Source organism: Rhizobium sp. KDH_Rht_773_N (assembly GCF_052946295.1).
In genome coordinates, this window is the sequence record NZ_CM129525.1 from 2,522,293 (window position 1) to 2,537,410 (window position 15,118).

A 15,118-nucleotide genomic window follows, 5' to 3' on the forward strand; every position below is an offset into this window, starting at 1 on the left:
GGCGCAAGGGACAAGATCGCCGCGGGCCACGACAAAGGACAAACCATGGTTTCCGCAATCGACAGCACGCGGCTGGTCTCAGCCCAATATGCCCTGAAGAACCTGCGCGGTTCCGATGACGACAACAGTCAGAGTGCCACCGATTCCTCCAGCGCTGCCAGCATCCTCAGCAGTTACGGCCTGGATCCGGACACGTCGTCGCTGCTTTCCAACAATGCGCTTGCCAGCCTGCTCGACACGCTTTCGACGCAGAGCGATCAGACCGACGAAACAACAGAGACATCGGGCGAAAATCCCGACGTGACGAGTTCGTCCTTCATGGCCATGCTCAAAAAGCAGCTTGAAGAGGCGGCCGAGCAGGAGGGCAGCAGCGGCACGGCACATGACATGCTGGCTGCTCTTGAAAACGGCACGCTCACGGTTTCCGATCCTGCGCAGGGCGTCTCGATCACCGCCTGGGACGTTGCAAATCCGGACGAGGCCGACACCGACAGCAAGCCCGGCACCGATATCGACACGAGCGGCTGGAACGATTTCCTCAACGCGCATCTGAAGCGCGGCGATGATGCATCCTTTGTCAAGCAGGGCGATCACTATGTGGATCAGCTCGACAACAGCAATGCCTATTTTGGCCAGATCGGCTCGAATTTCTACTATCTGACCTGGCCGCAGGCGGCGGCCAAGTAGTCCGGGATGCAGACGAGGTTGCTGCGTAGATCAAGGCGTCAGAGCGCCCGCGTCCGAACAGACGCGCGGCGCCCGGGCGGCCTTCTCACTTCACGGAAACTTCCGCCGTCGTCTTCAGCGTCGGCATGCGGTAGTCGTCGATGCGGCCTGCGGGCGCCGGCGCCATTTCGCCCCGCTCGACCAGGAGATCGCGCGGCGATTTCGTCAGCGCCACCGGTGCGGCCCTGCCGGCGCCGAGCAGTTCGGCGCCGCCATCGAGGTTTGGATCGGACAGGCTGATCGGCTGGGTGTGTTCCACCGGATTGGCGGGCAGCGTCAGTGCCGGCAGGTTGCCGGGATCGAGGCGCACCAGATCGGGGCTTGCCTGAGTACCGAGAATGCGACGTGCCGGCTTTTCCACATAGAATGCGAGCTTGCGACGCCCGGCCTGGGTCAGGTTGATCCCGTCAGCGGTGCGCAGGCGCACCTGCTGGCCGTTGACGTCTGAGCCGGTGACGATGAACTTGCCGTTCTCGTCCACGAAACCGTCCCAGATATCGACGAACTCGCCGCCGACGCTTTCCACCTGGTTGCGATAGAGCTGGTTCATCTGCACGGCATCGGCCGTCATCGAATCGGATTCGAAGGCGGGAAGTCCGACCCAGAGCAGGGGGATCTTGCGGCTGGTGATCTCCTTGCCGAAGGCCAGCACGCGGCGCTCATATTCGGTGAACCAGCCATCGGTGCGAAACTTCTCCTTGCCGGCATCCGTCACCATCTGCTGGCGGTCGTTGGCGCCGATCATGACGACGACCATGGCCGGTTTCAACTCGTCGATCATCTTCGGCAGTTCACCGGGCCAGTCGTAATAGTCGTCGCGCACGAGACCGGACGAGACATTGCTGCGGGCTTCGACGACGACGCCCGGGGAGGCTTCAAAGGCAGCCGTCAGGCCGTCGCCAAGGCCGCCGGCAAGAAAATCGCCGACGATCAGGATTTTCTGGGCGTTGTCCAGCTTCTGGACCACGGGTTCAGCGGGTGCGACAGGCGCCGTGCGCATCGGCGTCACGGCCTTCTGCGCAGGCGGGCGCTTGCGCTGCTGCTGTTGCCGTCGCGGTTGGGCGCGCATTTCGGGCGGCGGGCTCTCGTCGATGTAGCGACGGCCGAGAAAGAAATCGAGAATGGAGCGGCGCTGGTAACGAAGCTCCTGCGCCCCGGCGTCATACGCCGGCAGCGTCGCACCCAGGCAAAAGGAAAACGCGGCTGCGGCAAGCGCAAGCCTGCTATTCCATCGGGGCCGGTCAATTGTTTTCGTCATCGGGCAGTTCCGCATCTGCCGGGCATCTTGCATAGGCAGCAGCTTTCCGTCCACTCCACCCTTGTTATTTAGGTCAGGCTTTCCCCGCTTCTACAGTATCGGACTGAAAATCGGATTCGGTTTTCGGAAAGTGCGATACGCAGATTCAAGGAGTTAGAGTGTCCCTGGAGAGAGGACGCCTATCGGCGCAGGGCGTGGAGAAGCGAAAGCGAAGGCTCGCCATCCGGTTGCATGCCGAAGCGCTCCTGAACGGCGGCAATGGCCGCCTTGGAACCCGAGCCGAAATTGCCGTCGACATCGCCGCTATAATAACCAAGCGTCTTCAGGCGTGTCTGCAGCTCGAACTTCTCGGTGATATCGAGCGAGCCTTCCGGACGCGGCCAGCGCTGCTGCATGCCGCCAAAACCGGCAATCTGGTCTGCCAGCAGGCCAACGGCGAGCGCATAGCTGTCGGAGGCATTGTAGTTCTTGATGGTGAAGAAGTTCGCCGTCATCAGGAAGCCCGGACCGTCGCTGCCTGCCGGCATTTTCAGCATGGCGCGGGTGTCGCCGTCCTTGAAAGGTTTGCCGTTCGGTCGCTTCACGCCGAGTGCGGCCCATTGGGCGAGCGTCCGCGTCTTGCCGACCTGCTGCGCTGCGGATGCCGGGACGGCGACCTCGTAGCCCCAGGTCCTGCCGGTGTCCCAGCCGTTCTTCATGAGGAGGTTTGCCGAGGTCGCAAGCGCGTCGGGCACGGAATTCCAGATGTCGCGATGGCCGTTGCCATCGGCGTCGACGGCATAGAGAAGGTAGCTTGTCGGGATGAACTGGGTGTGGCCCATGGCGCCTGCCCAGGAACCGGTCATTTGCCTGGCGGGCACGTCGCCGTTCTGCAGGATCTTCAGGGCTGCGATCAACTGCTTCTTGGCAAATTTGGCGCGCTTGGGATCGGCATAGGCGAGCGTTGCCAAGGCGCGCGGCACATAATGAAGACGATCGTCCTTGGTGAGAACCGCGCCGTAATTCGATTCCATCGACCAGATGGCGAGCAGAATCGATTTGTCGACGCCGAAACGGCGCTGGATCGCGTCCAGCGTCTTGGCGTGCCTGGCGGCCATCTTGCGGCCGATTTCCACAGTGTAGGGATTGACGCGGGAATCGACGTAATCCCAGATTTTCGATGTGAATTCAGGCTGATAGGTTGCCTTCTCCAGCACGGTAGGGTCAGGTTCGCTTACCCCTGAAAAGGCTTTCTGATACGTTGCCTTACTGATGCCACTCTGCGCGGCAGTTTGGTAGAAGTTCGCGATCCACTTCTGGAACCGGACATCCGCTTTTGCATTATTGGGGGCCAGTCCAGCCGCTGTGGCGACAACGATGGCGAGAGCAAGACCACGAAGGGAGTTCACATAGTTCTGGGTCATCGGCAGTCGTATCCGTCATCTTCAGTTTTAGCCTGGGTGGTACGTCATGTCCGTCCTACGCCGAAATTACAGGAACGGAGTCAACAAATTCTTTACCATGGAAGGCCGGTCCAGTCACCATTTGCAAAACCGTAGCAATTCTATACTAGTTCAAATCGATGTAGCGTTTCGTTAAAAGCGGTATAGTCAAAACAGGAGATCGGTGTGGCTCTGAATAAGAAAGTTCGCAAGGCAGTATTTCCAGTCGCAGGTCTGGGAACGCGATTCCTTCCAGCCACTAAAGCAGTTCCGAAGGAAATGCTGACTGTCGTTGATAAACCAATCATTCAGTATGTTGTCGACGAAGCACTTGAAGCAGGCATTGAACATCTGGTTTTTGTTACTGGTCGTAACAAGCATGTCATCGAAGATTACTTCGATATTCATTTCGAGCTTGAACAGACGCTCAAGGAGCGCGCCAAGAAGGCGGAAATCACCCTGCTGCAGCAGCAGCTTCCCAAGGCAGGCACGGTGAGCTTTACCCGTCAGCAGGAGCCGCTCGGCCTCGGCCATGCCGTCTGGTGCGCCCGCGAGATCGTCGGCGACGAACCTTTCGCGCTTCTTCTGCCCGACATGATCATGAAGGATGAGAAGGGCTGCATGAAGGGCATGATGGAGCTCTACGAACACAGCGGCGGCAATATCATCGCCGTCGAGGAATGCGCTCCCGATCAGGCCCACAAATATGGCATCGTCGGTGTCGGCGAGGCTATCGGCGAGGGCTTCCGCATCACCGGCATGGTCGAGAAGCCGGCCAAGGGCACGGCTCCTTCCAACTTCTTCATCAACGGCCGCTACATCCTGCAGCCGGAAATCTTCAAGATCCTGGAAACCCAGGAACGCGGCGCCGGCAACGAGATCCAGCTTACCGACGGCATGCTGAAGCTGCTGAAGGAGCAGGATTTCGCAGGCTACCATTTCAAGGGTGAAACTTACGACTGCGGCGCAAAGGACGGTTTCATCCTCGCCAACGTCGCTTTCGCTCTTGAGCGCGCGGATATCCGTCCGAGCGTCGAAGACGGCTTCAGGAATCTGCTCGGCCGTTTGAAGTAAGGCTTCTCAGCGTTTCACCTTGAGACCGACGCCGGCTCGCCACTGCTGCGAGTCGTCGCCCTCCTTGCGCGTCGTCAGCTCGTAGCCGAGCGTGCTGGTGAAATCGAGGTAGCGATTGATATTCCAGACAAGACCAGACGAGGCGGTGTAAACCGTCTCGTCGCTTATCGTGCTTCCGCTTGGATAGTCGCGCAGCGTCACGCCACCGATGACCGTTGCCACCAGATTGTCGCGCAGCTGATGATCGACCGTGGTCGTGAGCTGGTGCGAGACATAGCCGCTTTCGCCCGCTGCGGTGGACGGCTGGATGCTGGTCTGGAGATCCAGATTGACATTCGTCCCGCGGATCGGCGACCATAGCAGGCTGGCATCGAGCGTCGCCGTATCGATCGCTTTCAGGCGGCTGTCGTCGAAATCTGCCGTCGCATAACCGACCGCGACCTCGCCTTTCAGTTTTTCGCCCATATCGACCTCGACGCCGCCCTTGGCACCGTAACTGTCTCCGGAGCGGCGGTAGCCCGAGGAATCGACGCGTTCGTCGTAATTGGTCTTGCCGACCGACGCCTCGATGAAGGGAATGAGAGCGGGCGAGAGCTCGTAGCCGATGCGGCCGCGTATCGTGCCCGTCGTCTCGTTGCGGTCGCTCAGCGAAACCGTCGTCCCGTTTGAAAGCTTCGCATCCGAATAGATCGAACGGGAGAGTGCAACGGCGGTCGTACCGCGGATGATGCCGAAATCATGCTCGATCGAGGCGCCGCCGGTAAACTCCTGCACGTCCGACTGCTGCGCCGCATCGGTGATCGCATCCGGATCATCGGTATCTTCACGATAGAAATTATAGCCGCCGGTAATATGGGCGACGGTGTCGCGCGGCAGGTCTAGCCGCAGATCGCCATCGATCTTGAAGGAGGGCTGCTCTTCTCCTTCGCCGCTGATGTTCTTCTGCCAGGCGCCTTCGGTGGTGACGGTCAGCTGATGTCGGCTCCAGTCGGAGGTCAGCGTCGCACCCATGTCGGTTTCGAGGAAGCCACGGCTCTGTTTCGTGCTGCCGTCCTTCGTGGTCTCGCTGTTGATCGTCTGTGTGACGCTCGGGCGCAGCACGAAGCTGCCGACGGGGATTCCGGGCGTCTGCTCGGTGGAAACGCTCTCGGAAAGCGTGCGCGCGGGCGTTTCGTCGAGGCGCGGTTCGCGGGTGTTCAGCCTGCGCATGTCCTCGTCGAGGATCGAACCGGTGGTCTCGTCGTCGGGCTGCGCTGTCGGGGCGGGTGCGGCTGCGCTGTCCGCATCCTGCGCCGTCGTGTTGGCGGGGGTGGTCGTATCATCGCCTGCGCCGTCGAAAGCCGGTGCGGCACCGTTTGCGCCGTTGCGCTGTGCGGATGTCGTGGCCGTCGCGGCGGAATTCGTCGTGCCAGCCGGTTGTTGCGACGTCGCCTGCTGGGCGAAAGCCGAGGGCGCAAGCAGCAGGCCGACGGCCGTGACAGAAACGACACGGCTCATGGCGCGGAGCGGCGTCACACTGCTCGTCTGTTTTCCCTGGCCCATTAAAATCCGCGCCTGAAATGCTTCGAAGTCTTACCCAAGCGTAAAGCCTTGTGGTTAACCATTCGTTGCGCTGCCGGCCGTGCGTTCATACATGGGAAACATTGTCGGGTGGACAGGTAAAGTGAAAAGGTCTAACGCATTGCCATGATCAGGAGAGCGGTAAAACTCGTCGAAAACAGCGTGCTGGAATCGGGCAGACGCACCGTCAGCATCGAAAGGCGCGCACTTGAGGCGCTCGAACGCGCTTTCGACGATGGGCTCGCCGGACCCTTTACCCGTGCCGTCGAGATGATTGGCGAGAATACCGGCCGCGTGATCGTCACCGGCGTCGGCAAGAGCGGCCATATCGGCACCAAGATCGCCGCCACCTTCGCTTCGACGGGCACGCCCGCGTTTTTCGTCCATGCGGCGGAAGCCAATCACGGCGATCTCGGCATGATCGCCGGCGACGACGTCGTGCTGGCGATCTCCAAGGGCGGCGAGAGCGCCGAACTGAAGAGCATCATTTCCTATACGCGGCGTTTTTCCATTCCGCTGATCGCCATGACCTGCAGCCCGCAATCCTCACTGGCGACGGCTTCGGATGTCGCGCTGCTGATTCCCAACGAGGAAGAGGCCTGTCCCAACGGGCTGGCGCCAACCACATCGACGATGATGCAACTTGCGCTCGGCGACGCGCTGGCGATTGCGCTTCTCGACGCGCGCGGCTTCACGGCGACGGATTTCCATGTTTTCCATCCCGGTGGCAAGCTGGGGGCGAGCCTGATGCATGTCGCCGACATCATGCATACCGGCGACCGCGTGCCGCTGGTCGCGAAGGGCACGTCCGTGCCCGATGCGATCAAGGTACTGTCGCACAAGCATTTCGGCTGCGTCGGCGTGCTCGATGCGGATGGCCGGCTTTGCGGCATCGTGACGGATGGCGACATGTCCCGCAACCTCAGCCGCAACCTGGCGGAGCTGAAGGTCGACGACATCATGACGCGAGCGCCAAAGACAGTCCGACCCACGGTGCTGGCGACGGCGGCCCTGGCGCTGCTCGAGCAGCATAAGATCGGTGCGCTCATCGTCATTGACGACGAACAGCGCCCGATCGGGCTCGTTCACTTCCACGATCTCCTGCGGATCGGCGTCGCCTGATCAGGTTGGCTCGACCGTCAGGTCGCGGCCGTTGCTCGAAACCACCTTGACCTGAGTTCCGGCCGGAAGATCCGGCCCAATGACCTGCCACATCGTATCGTCGAGACGAATGCGGCCGCGGCCTTCGCGGATCGGCTCGCGCAGCGTGGCGGTACGGCCGACGAGGCTCGCACCACGCTGATTGAGGAATGGCTCGTCGGTGGCGTCGTTGCGCAGCGTTATCCGCCGGCCAATGAACGTTGCGGCGACGGCGAGGACGGCGAAGAGGATCGCCTGAAGTTCCCAGACCCAGAAGGCGGCGTCCCAGAAAAGCAGCGACAGAATACCGACGGCAAGGGCGGCGAGTCCGATCCAGACCAGGAAGAAGCCCGGCACGACCATTTCGGCGGCAAGCAGTGCGAGGCCTGCAACCCACCAGCTCCACGGTCCAAGTTCGCCGACGATCCTGGCCAGCATGGCTTATCGCTCCGAATTGGGATTGAAGGGATTGGGCGGCGGGGCGACCGGAGGCGTCGAGCGCGCCGGACCGGGACGCGGCCGCGGCGGAGGCGGCGGGTTGCTGCCGTCGCCAAAGACTTCGCGGGCAATCGCGCCGATGCCGCCGAGCGAGCCGAGAATGGAGGAAGCCTCCATCGGCATCAGCACGACCTTGGCATTGCTGCCCTGGCCGATCGAAGCCAATGCTTCCGTATATTTCTGCGCCACGAAATAGTTGATTGCCTGTACGTCACCGACGGCAATGGCTTCGGAGACCATGCGCGTCGCCTTGGCTTCGGCCTCGGCCAGTCGTTCGCGGGCCTCGGCTTCGCGGAAAGCCGCCTCGCGCTGACCTTCGGCTTCCAGAATGGCGGACTGCTTGGCGCCTTCGGCCCGCAGGATCTGGGCGTTGCGGAAGCCTTCGGCTTCGAGCACTTGGGCGCGCTTCTCGCGCTCCGCCTTCATCTGCCGGGCCATCGCATCCACGAGATCCGTCGGCGGGCGGATGTCCTTGATTTCGATGCGAGTGACCTTGATGCCCCAGGGTTGCACGGCATCGTCGACAACGCGCAGCAGGCGGTCGTTGATGGCGTCGCGGTTCGAGAGCAGCTCGTCGAGATCCATCGAGCCCATGACCGAGCGGATGTTGGTCATGGTCAGGTTCAGGATGGCGTTTTCGAGATTGGAAACCTGATAGGCGGCCTGCGCGGCGTTCAGCACCTGGTAGAAGGCGACGGCATCGGCGGCAACCGAGGCGTTGTCCTTGGTGATGACCTCCTGCGTCGGCACGTCGAGCACCTGCTCCATGACGTTCATGCGGGCGCCGATGCGCTCGATGAAGGGTGTGATGAGATTGAGGCCGGGTTCAAGCGTGCGCGTATAACGGCCGAAACGCTCGATCGTGTAGCGATAGCCCTGGGGCACCGTCTTGATGCCTGCAAACAGCACCAAGATGACGAAAATCACCAGTGCGATCACAACGATATCGAAGCCGCCGAGCAGCATGTAGTCCTCCCTGAGCCCGTGTAACTGACGTGGTGAGTTACCATGTTCTTTGCAAGGAAGGAATGACGGTCTTGCTTGTCAAATCAGGGTGATAGGCCGGCGTTGCCGAGATGGCGCTTCCCGATGCAGCCGCCTGTCGGGCAGCGGGTGAGAAAGGGCTGATCGTTCGGCTTCGGTTTGCCCGCGCCGGCGCCGGAACAGCCGGCCTCCGCATCGCTCACGCCCAGCCCTGCAGCTCGCGGCGCACGACCTTTTCCAGCACCTGCATGCCGTCCTCGCTGTCGTTCAGGCAGGGGATGTGGGTGAACTGTTCGCCGCCATTGTGCTTGAAAGAATGAGCGGCCTGTTCGGCAATCTCTTCCAGCGTCTCCAGACAGTCGGAAACGAAGCCGGGGTTCATGACGGCGATGCGTTTGACGCCGTCCTGCGCCAGCTTTTCGACGGTCTTGTCGGTGTAAGGCTGCAGCCATTCCTCCGGCCCGAAACGGGACTGGAAGGTGACCATGAAGTTTTCCTCGGCCAGTCCGAGACGCTCGCGCAGCAGGCGTCCGGTCTTCTGACACTGGCAATAATAAGGATCGCCCTGCTGGAAATAGGAGAGCGGAATGCCGTGGAAGGAGGCCAGCAGCATCTCCGGTTTCCAGTCGAGGGTGGCAAGATGCCGTTCGACGGATTTGGCGAGCGCTTCGATATAGGTCTCGTCGTCATGATAATCCGGCACCGTGCGCAGTGCCGGCTGCCAGCGCATGGTGAGCAGCTTCTGGAAGGCCTTGTCGTTGACCGTCGCGGTGGTGGCAGCCGCATATTGCGGGTAGAGCGGGAAAAGCAGGATGCGGTCGCAGCCTTCGTCCTTCAGCGCCTGGATGCGCGAAGGGATGGAGGGCGTACCATAACGCATCGCCCAGTCGACCTTGACGTTGGGCAGATCCTTCAGCCGTTCGGCCATGAAATCCGACTGGTTGCGGGTATAGGTGCGCAGCCAGCTTTCGTTCAGGTCCTTGTTCCAGATCGTCTCATAGGCCTTGCCCACCTTCTGCGGGCGCGTGTTGAGCACGATACCGAACAGGATCGGATACCATTTCCACGGCGACCACTCGATGACGCGCTTGTCCGTCAGGAATTCGCGCAGGTAGCGGCGCATGGAGGTGTAGTCGGTGCCATCAGGCGTGCCGAGATTGACCAGCAGGATGCCGACCTTGCCGAATTGGACGGCGGGATGGTCCACCGGGCGGATTGCAGTGTCTGTCATTCTGGCCCCAACGCGCTTTCGTGTCTTGCCGGCTCACACGAGCCAGCCGACCACGGTTCACCCTATAAGAAGAAAAGCCGGTCCGGGAAACCCCGGACCGGCTATGATGATCGGGACAAATCGTCTTACTTGGCCGGTACCTGGATTTCCTCGCCGATCCTGAGATGGCGCGGGTTCGGGCTGCCGTTGGCTTCCGACAGTTTGCGCCATTCGGCGCCGTCGCCGTAGAAGGTCCTGGCGAGATCCCAGAACGTGTCGCCGGCCACGATGACATGGGTCGAGGGGGCAGCCGGCGCCGAAGCTGCGGGAGTTGCAGGGGCCGGCGCGGGTTCTGCCGACGGAGCCGGCGTCGCGGGGGCCGGAGCCGGTTGGGCCGAAGGCGCCGGTGCTGCCGGTGCCGGTGCCGGCTCGGCGGAAGGAGCGGGTGCCGCCTGCGCAATTTCGGTAATGCGGCCGTCCGTATAGGGCTTATAGGGCGAGTGCGCGGCAATATATTCAGCCGTCACATCGGCGAGGTCCGGACCGTAGTCATAGGCATTCTGACCGTCCTTGAAGGCGACATAGCCGTCGCCGCCGGCGCGCATGAAGTTGTTGGTGGCGACGCTATAGGTCTTGGCATTGTCGATCGGCACGAACGTGTCGCCATCCTTGACCTGGACGTCGCTGACGCGGCTGCCGACCGGCTTCGACTGGTCGAAGGAGAATTTGAGGCCGGCGACCTGCGGGAAGCGGCCGGCGCCCTGGTCGATCTGGCTGACGCCGTTTTCAAGCGCCTTGACGATATCGGCGCCCGTCAGCTGGAAGGTGGCGAGCGTGTTCTGGAAGGGCAGCACGGTGATGACTTCGCCCTGGGTGACGTCGCCGCCATCGATGGAGGCGCGCAGGCCACCGCCGTTCTGGATGGCGATGGTCACGCCCTGGTTCTTGCTGCGGTCGAGCATGGCGTCGGCCACGAGATTGCCCATCGAGCATTCCTTGACGCGGCATACCTTGCGGTCGCCCTCGATCGGGCCTTCGGAGGAGCCGATCACCTTCTTGCGCAGTTCCTCGATCGGTTTTGCCAGTTCGACGATGCGGGCTGTCACGGCCGGATCGGGAGCAAAGGAGGAATCGATCAGGATCGGGTCGCCCTTGGCCTCCTTGACGACTCCGTTGTCATCGAAGTTCACGACGAGATCGCCGAGATATTTGCTGTAGGAGGCTGCCTGCACCACCGGCACCTTGTAGCCGCCGGGATTGTCGACCATCGTCGGGTAGGGGCCTTCGGCCTTCGGGTCGGTGTTCGAGAGCAGGCTGTGCGAATGGCCGCCGACGACCACATCGACATCGGGGATCTTGGCGATCATCGCAAGGTCGCGCGGATAGCCGACATGGGTGAGCGCAATGATCTTGTTGACGCCTTCGCCCTTCAGCTTTTGCACTTCGGCCGTGATGCTCTGGACATCATCGGCGATCGTCACGTTCGGGCCGGGCGAGGAAAGCTCCGGCGTATCGTTGGTGACGGCGCCGACGATGCCGATCTTCTGGCCGCCGACATCGAGTACGAGCGAGGGCTTGACGCGATCGCCGATCTTGGAGGCGGCACTTGCCTTGACGTTGGCGGTGACGACCGGGAACTGCACCTTGTCGAGAAAGGTCGCAAGCCCGTCCTCGCTGTCGTCGAATTCATGGTTGCCGACCGTCATGGCGTCGAACTTCATGAGGTTCAGCATCTCGGCTTCGGCCGCGCCCTTGTAGGTCGTGTAGAACAGCGAGCCCTGGAAGTTGTCGCCGGCATTGAGCAGCAGCGTGTTCTTTCCGTTCAGGGCCTGGCGGCGCTGGTCGATGGCGGTCTTCAGCCGTGCGGCGCCGCCAAAGCACTCGTTCTTGCCTTCTTCCTCGGCAGAGCACGTGGAATCGAACTTGTTGATCGATTCGATGCGCGAGTGGAAATCGTTGATATGCAGAATATTGAGTTCGTAATCCGCAAATGCGGCGCTCGTGCTCAGCGCCAGAATAGACGCGGTCAAAAGACCGAAGCTGAAAGACTTCGTCATCCCTGTTCTCCTGATTAAGGCCAGGCTGTTTACCCCTGATCCTGGCCGTCCCTCACGTGGATCGTCACCGACGATGCCGGCGCGCGGATGTTTCCACCTCGGCGGGCCAACCGCAAGAGAGAAGCTGTGCAGGTGGTGTCGCTTTCCAAGGGGCTATCGACAAAAAAGCCGGTGCCGCGGCCGATTCCGGGGATAGCGCGATTTAGCTGCGGCGCGTCAGGACGAACTGTGCGCCGGCATCCGACGTGCAGTTCAGCTGGCTCGTGCTGACAAGGGCACAATTGACCTTGGACTGGGTGTTGCGAACCAGCGAGGTCATGTTGATTTCCACCAGCGACGGTGAGGTGTTGACATAGGTGCCAGAGGCCAGAAGCTGGTTGCTGTCGGTTGTGCGCGTCGTGAAGGTGCCGCCCTGGAAGGTGGAAACGATGCCGTTCGGGTCGGCCCAGGTTCCTTCGACACCCGTCGGAGCGGGCGCGGATGCGACAGGCAGCGGCCGCGGACCGGAAGAAACGCAGGCGGCAAGAGCTGCCGATGCAACCGCAAGAACGAGACCAGTTCTGATTTTCATAAGGCTTCTCCCGGCGAATTCGGAGCGGAAATTATTCGCGAACTTCGCGCAAAACATGGCGCGGGCATCCCGCGAAGGCAAGCCTTCGGGAGAGGCCGGCGGGCATTTAGACAGCAGGCGTTACAAAAATGCCCGCCTTGCAGCGGGCATCCTGGAAAGCGTTATGGCAAGGCTTAGCGAACGAGGATGTTCTTGAACTGCCAAGGATCCTTGGTGTCGATGTCTTCCGGGAACAGGCCCGGGCGACCGTCGAGCGGGGTCCAGTCGGTATAGTGGCCTTCGACCGGGCCAAGGTACTGGAGCTGCACTTCGAGGCAGCGCTTGTAATCCATCTCGTCGGCCTCGACGATGCCGGCCTTCGGATTTTCCAGCGCCCAGACCATGCCGGCGAGAACGGCGGACGTTACCTGCAGGCCGGTTGCATTCTGGTAGGGGGCGATGCGGCGGGTCTCTTCCAGCGACAGGCGCGAACCGTACCAGTAGGCGTTCTTGTCGTGGCCGTAGAGCAGCACGCCGAGTTCGTCGATGCCGTCGACCAGTTCGTTCTCATCGAGAACGTGGAGGACCGGCTGCGGCTTGCCGCCGTTGCCGAACATCTCATGCAGCGAGAGGACCGCGTCGTTGGCCGGATGATAGGCATAGTGGCAGGTCGGGCGATAGGTGACGTCGCCGTCCTTGTCCCGGACCGTAAAGAAATCGGCGATCGAGATCGATTCGTTGTGGGTGACGAGGAAACCGTATTGCGGGCCGGGCGTCGGGCACCAGGTGCGTACGCGGGTGTTGGCGCCGGGCTGCTCCAGGAAGATGGCGGCCTTGGAGCCCTTCTTGTGCTTCTTGGCGTTCTTCGGCATCCAGTTTTCATGGGTGCCCCAGCCGAGCTCTGCCGGCTGCAGCCCTTCGGAGATGAAGCCTTCGACGGACCAGGTGTTCCAGAAGACGTTGAGCGGCTTCGGATGGATGGTGCGCTGCGTATCGCGCTCGGCGATGTGGATGCCCTTGACGCCGACCTTCTTCATGAGCTTGGCCCATTCCTCGCGGTCGTCCTGGCCCGGTTCGTCGAACTTCAGGCCGATGTCCTTGGCGAGGTTGAGCAGCGCCTGCTTGACGAACCAGGACACCATGCCCGGATTTGCGCCGCAGGTGGAAACGGCGGTCGTGCCGCCCGGGTTCTTGGCCTTTTCCTTGCGAACGGTTTCGCGCAGCGCGTAGTTCGTGCGGTCTTCGTTCTTCATGTTCTTGTCGAAATAGAAGCCGAGCCAGGGCTCGACGACGGTATCGATATAGAGCACGTCCAGCTTGCGGCAGAGCTTGATGATGTCGAGCGACGAAGTGTCGACCGAAAGGTTGACGCAGAAGCCCTGTCCTTCGCCTTCGGTCAGGAGCGGCTTCAGCAGTTCCTTGTAATTGTCCTTGGTCACGTGCGCCTGGATGTGCTTGACGCCGTGCTTTTCCAGAATGTGGGCATCGTCCGTGCGCGGGTCGATGACAACCATCCGGCTCTTGTCGAACTTGAAATGGCGCTCGATCAGGGGCAGCGTGCCGCGGCCGATGGAGCCAAAGCCGATCATGACGATCGGACCGGTAATTTCGCCATATACCGGATAGTTCTGTTCCGTCATTCTTTTCTCCTGTTGGAAGGGAACGAAGGCGTTCAGCCTAAAGAATTCATGTGAAAATGCGACGAAGCTCGCGAAGTGACCGGCTCTAATCACAAAATGGCGTCACAATAAAGAGCGTTCCCCTGCAAAGATCAAATATCGGCGCTGCAAATTGCGCGCAATTTCCGCATGAGTTCGGCCCGCTGCAGGCTTAGTCCTTTGTACGCGGCCTGCCGGTCATCCAGCGCTTCCAGCTGATCGGCAAAGCCGGCTGCCAGTTTCTGCGCCAGCGGATGGTGGGCAATGGCGGCGAGCGGATCGATATAGATGCGGATGGTGAAGAGAATGTCGCCCGAAACAGGCAGCTTGCGGAGCGTCTGGCGCTCGACGCGCACGAAACGCTCAGCAAGCGTGAAGGCTTCGGTATGAGGTGGCCGGCGATGTTTGGAAACCGGAAGGAAGAGATCCGCCGTGGCGTTGAGCGACCAGTTCAGCCGCTCGACCGGCTGGGCGATCTGCAGGCTGTCGAAGATGCGGGTGATCAGTGCGGCATTGCGCGAGCCTTCGCCGAAGCCCGGCACATCCGCATGGATCTCATGCATCGGCCGTCCGAATTTCTCCCGCAACGACCATGAGGAGGGAAAGGCGACATGAGCGGCCACGAGATGCCAGCCGTCGTCCCTGCGGCGCATCAGAACGAGATCGTCCTGGATGAGCGAACCGGCCCTGAAAAGAGGCGGCAGATCGGACGTATCCTGCCGGTGCATTGCCGGATGCCGCTCGGCAAGATGCGCGAGGAGAACGTCCAGCGCCTCCTGCTGGGCTGCTTCCGTCCCGTCCTCCGCGACGAAGATATCGTCGAAGCGCTCGTTCGCCAGCCGCGCCTTTTCCTTCAGATAGACGTCGAGATCACCGTCAGGCTCGATCCAGCGGGCTGTATCGAGCGGCATCAGGCCGATCGTGAAAGGTCGGGCCGAACCGTCATAGGGTGTGTAGGTCGGGCGTTTCATCGCCGCTCCTC

13 protein-coding genes are annotated in these 15,118 nt (G+C 61.5%); 3 read left to right on the forward strand and 10 right to left on the reverse strand.

The features are described from left to right. The first annotated feature begins 45 nt into the window (after positions 1 to 45). A complete protein-coding gene (locus tag ACU8HS_RS12545) occupies positions 46 to 687 on the forward strand; it encodes a hypothetical protein (RefSeq protein WP_112703714.1) in 642 nt (213 codons plus the stop codon). Positions 688 to 772: 85 nt separating this feature from the next. Here the strand turns inward: ACU8HS_RS12545 and ACU8HS_RS12550 are convergent, their stop codons facing one another. Then, the gene (locus ACU8HS_RS12550) at positions 773 to 1,984 is read right to left on the reverse strand and encodes an SGNH/GDSL hydrolase family protein (protein ID WP_447014495.1); all 1,212 of its coding nucleotides are present in this window, start codon (positions 1,982 to 1,984) and stop codon (positions 773 to 775) included. A gap of 179 nt (positions 1,985 to 2,163) precedes the next feature. Beyond that, entirely contained in the window at positions 2,164 to 3,387 is a 1,224-nt protein-coding gene (locus ACU8HS_RS12555) for a lytic murein transglycosylase (protein WP_112703713.1), read from the reverse strand. Between the two features lie 204 nt (positions 3,388 to 3,591). On the opposite strand from ACU8HS_RS12555, the gene galU reads away from it, so the two are divergent. After that, positions 3,592 to 4,479 carry a UTP--glucose-1-phosphate uridylyltransferase GalU gene (gene galU / locus ACU8HS_RS12560; RefSeq protein WP_112563777.1) on the forward strand — a complete coding sequence of 296 codons (888 nt, stop codon included), beginning with the start codon at positions 3,592 to 3,594 and terminating at the stop codon, positions 4,477 to 4,479. Positions 4,480 to 4,485: 6 nt separating this feature from the next. On the opposite strand, the gene ACU8HS_RS12565 is transcribed toward galU, so the two are convergent. Beyond that, complete coding sequence (locus ACU8HS_RS12565) at positions 4,486 to 6,021, reverse strand: outer membrane beta-barrel protein (protein ID WP_447014496.1); 1,536 nt, start codon at positions 6,019 to 6,021, stop codon at positions 4,486 to 4,488. A gap of 144 nt (positions 6,022 to 6,165) precedes the next feature. On the opposite strand from ACU8HS_RS12565, the gene ACU8HS_RS12570 reads away from it, so the two are divergent. Next, complete coding sequence (locus ACU8HS_RS12570) at positions 6,166 to 7,161, forward strand: KpsF/GutQ family sugar-phosphate isomerase (protein WP_112563781.1); 996 nt, start codon at positions 6,166 to 6,168, stop codon at positions 7,159 to 7,161. Here the strand turns inward: ACU8HS_RS12570 and ACU8HS_RS12575 are convergent, their stop codons facing one another. From ACU8HS_RS12575 to ACU8HS_RS12605, 7 genes are all read right to left on the reverse strand, one after another. After that, the gene (locus ACU8HS_RS12575) at positions 7,162 to 7,617 is read right to left on the reverse strand and encodes an NfeD family protein (protein ID WP_112754687.1); all 456 of its coding nucleotides are present in this window, start codon (positions 7,615 to 7,617) and stop codon (positions 7,162 to 7,164) included. It abuts the gene before it with no gap. A gap of 3 nt (positions 7,618 to 7,620) precedes the next feature. Further along, complete coding sequence (locus ACU8HS_RS12580) at positions 7,621 to 8,643, reverse strand: SPFH domain-containing protein (RefSeq protein WP_112754685.1); 1,023 nt, start codon at positions 8,641 to 8,643, stop codon at positions 7,621 to 7,623. A gap of 217 nt (positions 8,644 to 8,860) precedes the next feature. Then, complete coding sequence (hemH, locus tag ACU8HS_RS12585) at positions 8,861 to 9,892, reverse strand: ferrochelatase (RefSeq protein ID WP_112703710.1); 1,032 nt, start codon at positions 9,890 to 9,892, stop codon at positions 8,861 to 8,863. Positions 9,893 to 10,017: 125 nt separating this feature from the next. Next, the gene (locus tag ACU8HS_RS12590) at positions 10,018 to 11,928 is read right to left on the reverse strand and encodes a 5'-nucleotidase C-terminal domain-containing protein (protein ID WP_377310920.1); all 1,911 of its coding nucleotides are present in this window, start codon (positions 11,926 to 11,928) and stop codon (positions 10,018 to 10,020) included. Positions 11,929 to 12,130: 202 nt separating this feature from the next. Further along, complete coding sequence (omp10, locus tag ACU8HS_RS12595) at positions 12,131 to 12,499, reverse strand: outer membrane lipoprotein Omp10 (protein WP_112563790.1); 369 nt, start codon at positions 12,497 to 12,499, stop codon at positions 12,131 to 12,133. Between the two features lie 173 nt (positions 12,500 to 12,672). After that, on the reverse strand, positions 12,673 to 14,118 hold the full coding sequence (locus ACU8HS_RS12600) for a homospermidine synthase (protein WP_112563792.1): 1,446 nt from the start codon (positions 14,116 to 14,118) through the stop codon (positions 12,673 to 12,675). A 131-nt stretch (positions 14,119 to 14,249) separates the two neighbouring features. After that, on the reverse strand, positions 14,250 to 15,107 hold the full coding sequence (locus ACU8HS_RS12605) for a heme-dependent oxidative N-demethylase family protein (RefSeq protein WP_447014497.1): 858 nt from the start codon (positions 15,105 to 15,107) through the stop codon (positions 14,250 to 14,252). Between the last annotated feature and the right edge of the window lie 11 nt (positions 15,108 to 15,118).